At 68.9% G+C, this 3,708-nt stretch carries 3 protein-coding genes and 2 pseudogenes; 2 read left to right on the plus strand and 3 right to left on the minus strand.

The features are described 5' to 3' along the window. Nucleotides 1-523 (plus strand): annotated as a pseudogene (locus JYJ84_RS30980) (pilus assembly protein TadE); the annotation flags it as partial. Here JYJ84_RS30980 and JYJ84_RS30985 read toward each other — a convergent pair. Together JYJ84_RS30985 and JYJ84_RS30990 are read right to left on the minus strand one after the other, a co-directional pair. Next, nucleotides 487-1,749, minus strand: coding sequence for a glycosyltransferase family 87 protein (locus JYJ84_RS30985; RefSeq protein WP_175221532.1), 1,263 nt, complete (start codon nt 1,747-1,749; stop codon nt 487-489). The pseudogene JYJ84_RS30980 and the gene JYJ84_RS30985 sit on opposite strands and share 37 nt — an antisense overlap. 15 nt (nt 1,750-1,764) lie before the next feature. Further along, nucleotides 1,765-2,844: a glycosyltransferase family 2 protein gene (locus JYJ84_RS30990; protein WP_175221533.1), complete on the minus strand. Its 1,080-nt coding sequence runs from the start codon at nt 2,842-2,844 to the stop codon at nt 1,765-1,767. A 336-nt stretch (nt 2,845-3,180) separates the two neighbouring features. Between JYJ84_RS30990 and JYJ84_RS30995 the strand changes: the two genes are divergently transcribed. Continuing rightward, complete coding sequence (locus JYJ84_RS30995; RefSeq protein ID WP_175221534.1) at nt 3,181-3,555, plus strand: phage protein NinX family protein; 375 nt, start codon at nt 3,181-3,183, stop codon at nt 3,553-3,555. A 22-nt stretch (nt 3,556-3,577) separates the two neighbouring features. On the opposite strand, the pseudogene JYJ84_RS38045 reads toward JYJ84_RS30995, so the two are convergent. Continuing rightward, a pseudogene (locus JYJ84_RS38045) lies at nt 3,578-3,708 on the minus strand (ABC transporter substrate-binding protein); the annotation flags it as partial.

The raw sequence follows: 3,708 nt of genomic DNA on the forward strand, positions 1-3,708 counted from the left end.
GGTCGGGGCCGGCGGGCTGTTTCCAATCGCGATCGACCAGTGCGTGTACAACCAGTACTGGAACGCGGCGACCAACCAGCCGCTGATCAATCCGCTGACGGGCCAGCCGTTTGAATTCTCGATCACGAACGGCCAGGTCTACGGCCTGCTGTGCATGGGCGGGCAGTGGACGTCGTTCCAGTCGACCGCGACCGACACGACGACGATGGGCGGCCTGATGGTGACCGGCAACCCGACGACGCTCAATATCGGCGACAGCATCAATCTCGCGACCGGCGTGAAGGCGACGCTCTATACGTCGGTGCCGGTCGGCACGACGGTGGTGCTGCCGGTCGTCACGCAGACCTCGACCAGCACCACCGTGCCGATCGTTGCGTTCGCGCCGTTCCATATCGACGTGTCGCTCGGCGGCACCTACAAGTACGTCCAGGGCCACTTCGTCGCCGGCGTGAAGATGACGGGCGTCGCGACCGGCGTCGGGCCGTACTACGGCATATACGTGCCGCCGCGGCTCGCGTTTTGAGCCCCCGGGCCGGCGCGGCGCAGCAGCACTAGGAGCGCGAACAGCGTCACGGCCGGGCCGATCTGCGGCCAGTGCAGCCAGGGGTTCAGGTATTCGACCGCCGGCAGCAGCCACATGAGCGCGATCGCGGTCTGCTCGCCGCGCAGCCAGCCGTCCTGCCAGCCGATCGCCAGCATGCACGCGATCGCGATGCCGAGCCAGGCGAGTTCGTAGTGCCACACGTACGGGTTCGCCGCGAGCGTCGCGACCGCCAGCACCGCCGCGCGCAAGCGGATGTCGCGCGAGCGCGTCCACACGAGGCAGGCGACCGCGATCGCCAGCGCCGCAATGCACGCGTGCGCGGCATACGCGACGCCAGGCGGCAGGCCGGCGAGGCGGAACGCGGCGAACGGCGCCGGCGACGCGAGCCAGAACACGACACCTTGCTCGAGGAGGAGCGATCGCGCGAGCGCCGTGCCGGCGACGAACAGGCGTAGCGACTCGATGCCGCAGATCAGGACGCTCGTCGCGGCGAACGCGGTGGTGGCCAGCGCGGCCCACGCGATCGTGCGCCATGCGCGCGTGGCGACCAGCACGAACGGGAACAGCAGCGCCATCTGCGGCTTGGCCGACAGCAGGCCGATGCAGAGCCCGGCCCACATGGGCCGACGGTCCGCCCAGCAGACCGCCAGCGCCGCGCACGACGCGGTCAGGAACGCGTTCTGCCCGAACATCCCGGTGACGAACACGCATGGGGCGGCGACCAGCGCGAACCCGCCGATGCGCGAGGCGCCGGGGATCGCGCCGAGGCCCGATACGCGGGAGGCGGCGAATTCGAACACGACGACGCCGAACGCGACGAACAGCGGATAGCCGACTGCATACGGCAGCAACGCAAGCGGCGTCACGAGCAGCAGGTTGGTGGGCGGGTACAGCCACGCGACGAGGTCTTCGCGCCGGAACTGCGGAAACAGTTCCGCTGCCAGCCGCGAGAAGGTCGGCAAGTCGTACGCTTGCCACGGCGAGCCGTGCAGCATCACGTACGACGCGGACCAGAACACGGCGTAATCGGGGCCCGGGCGCGACAGCGCGGTGGCGGGCGCGTGACGGACGACGGCTACCCAGATCGCGACGAACAGCGCGTAGCACGCGAGCGCGACCGCACTGTACGCAACGACGCGCCGGGGTGTCAGCCATGCGCGGACGGGCTGGTCCGCCGATCGTATCGATTGCCGGATGAGATCCATGCGTCGTGAGCGCGGTTATTTGACGGATGCTTTCCGCGCGGCACCGTGGCCGGCGGCTGCGGGTATCGCCGTCCGGCGGCGGGCCGCGTGCGCGCGCTTGAGCGGAAACTGCAGCAGCTTCGATGCCGGATGCGCGGTGGCGTCCCGCTGCGCGTGATAACGCCGCCGCACGAGATAGACCGGGCGCTGCTTCGACTCGTGGTAGATGCGGCCGAGGTATTCGCCGATCACGCCGATGCCGATCAGCTGGATGCCGCCGATGAACAGCATCACGGAGATCAGCGACGCGTAGCCATGCACGGGATTGCCGAACAGCAGCGTGCGCATGACGATGAACGTGCCGTAGACGAACGACAGCGCGGCGAACGCGAGGCCGATGTAGGTCCACACGCGCAACGGCACGGTGCTGAAGCTCGTGATGCCTTCGAGCGCGAAGTTCCAGCGCCGCCATCCGGAGAATTTGGAGCGGCCGCCGCTGCGCGGCGCACGCGTGTATTCGATGATCTCGGTGCGATAGCCGACCCACGCGAACAGGCCTTTCATGAAGCGCCGCCGCTCGGGCAGCGCGCGCAGCGCGTCGACGACCTGGCGGTCCATCAGCCGGAAATCGCCGACGTTTTCGGGCATCTCGACTTCGGAGAGCCGGTTGTGCACGCGGTAGTAGAGCGCGGCGGCCACGCGTTGCATCAGCGGGTCGCACCGGCGATCGGTGCGCTTCGCGGCAACGACCTCGGCGCCGGCGAGCCAGCGTTCGATCATCGCGGGGATCAGTGCGGGTGGGTCCTGCAGGTCGGCATCGATCAGGATCACCGCGGTGCCGGCGGCTTCGTCGATGCCGGCGGTGAGCGCGGCTTCCTTGCCGAAGCGTCGGGTGAGATCGACGATGCGCACGCGCGCGTCGCCGGCCGCGACGTCGATCAGCCTGCCGAGCGTATCGTCGCGGCTGCCGTCGTTGATGCAGACGATCTCGAAACGGACCGACTCGACCGATTCGAGAATGGGCAGCGTTGTTGCAAAGAACGCGTCGATTGCTTCGTCCTCGTCGTGGAACGGCACGACGAGCGAGACCAGTGGCTTTCTGGTGTGCGCGGACATACGTCCCCCGAGAGATCCGGCCTGTGCTGCACCGTATGGATCCGGTTGCCGTCCGTTGCAGGCCGGACGACTGGCGTTCTGAACATTGTAGGCAGGAATCGGGGATTCGTAACACGAATCGATGCCGGTGCGGCGGATGCGTGGACGGGCACGTCGAGGTTGCGTGACGCGGTGGGGTTCCGGTGGCTGGCCGCCGCGTGCAGAGGATGCAGCGCGTCACGCTTCAGCCATATGGCCGGTGCGCTGGCACGGCGCCGCGGCGCCCTTGGAGACCGCAACGGACGCGAGTGCAACGGTTAGCATGTCGACTTGACGACGACGGTCACGGAGACAGTCATGCAAGTCCAGGATCTGACAGGTGCGCGGCTGGATTATTGGGTCGCGGTCGCGGAGGGCCACGACGCCCCGCGTGCCGATGCATCCGGATGTACGTCGATTCGCGCGGCGGGCGGGGCGCCGACGCCGTTCGCACCGTCGTCGTCATGGGCCGACGGTGGCCCGATCGTCGAGCGTGTGCCGTTCGCCGCATTCGAGCGCGACGGCGGGCACGGTGCGTGGCGGGCCGTGCTGCACCGGGCCGTGCCGGCCGCGGGCGAGCGCTGCACGTTCAACCAGTCCGGGCCGACGCTGCTGGTTGCCGCGATGCGCACGCTCGTCGCGTCGACGTTCGGCGACGACGTGCCGGACCTCGACATGGCGCGGCCACGCTGAGCACAGCTACGTGCGGCATCGTTCAGGCCGACACGTTCCGGATCGCGATCGATGCGACATCGACGCGCCGTGGCAGGATCGCGTCGGCCGCCGCGCGGTCGGCGACCCGCTGCAGCACGTCGATGTCGGCGCCGCTGAGGCTGCGCTGCGCGA

The sequence above is a fragment of the Burkholderia sp. LMG 13014 genome (assembly GCF_905232215.1).
In the GTDB taxonomy this organism is placed as follows: Bacteria; Pseudomonadota; Gammaproteobacteria; order Burkholderiales; family Burkholderiaceae; genus Burkholderia.

What these genes read in the sequence shown, in the direction of transcription:
- JYJ84_RS30985 (WP_175221532.1), bottom strand. Translation starts at nt 1,749, where the DNA reads ATGGATCTCATCCGGCAATCGATACGATCGGCGGACCAGCCCGTCCGC.
- JYJ84_RS30990 (WP_175221533.1), bottom strand. Translation starts at nt 2,844, where the DNA reads ATGTCCGCGCACACCAGAAAGCCACTGGTCTCGCTCGTCGTGCCGTTC.
- JYJ84_RS30995 (WP_175221534.1), top strand. Translation starts at nt 3,181, where the DNA reads ATGCAAGTCCAGGATCTGACAGGTGCGCGGCTGGATTATTGGGTCGCG.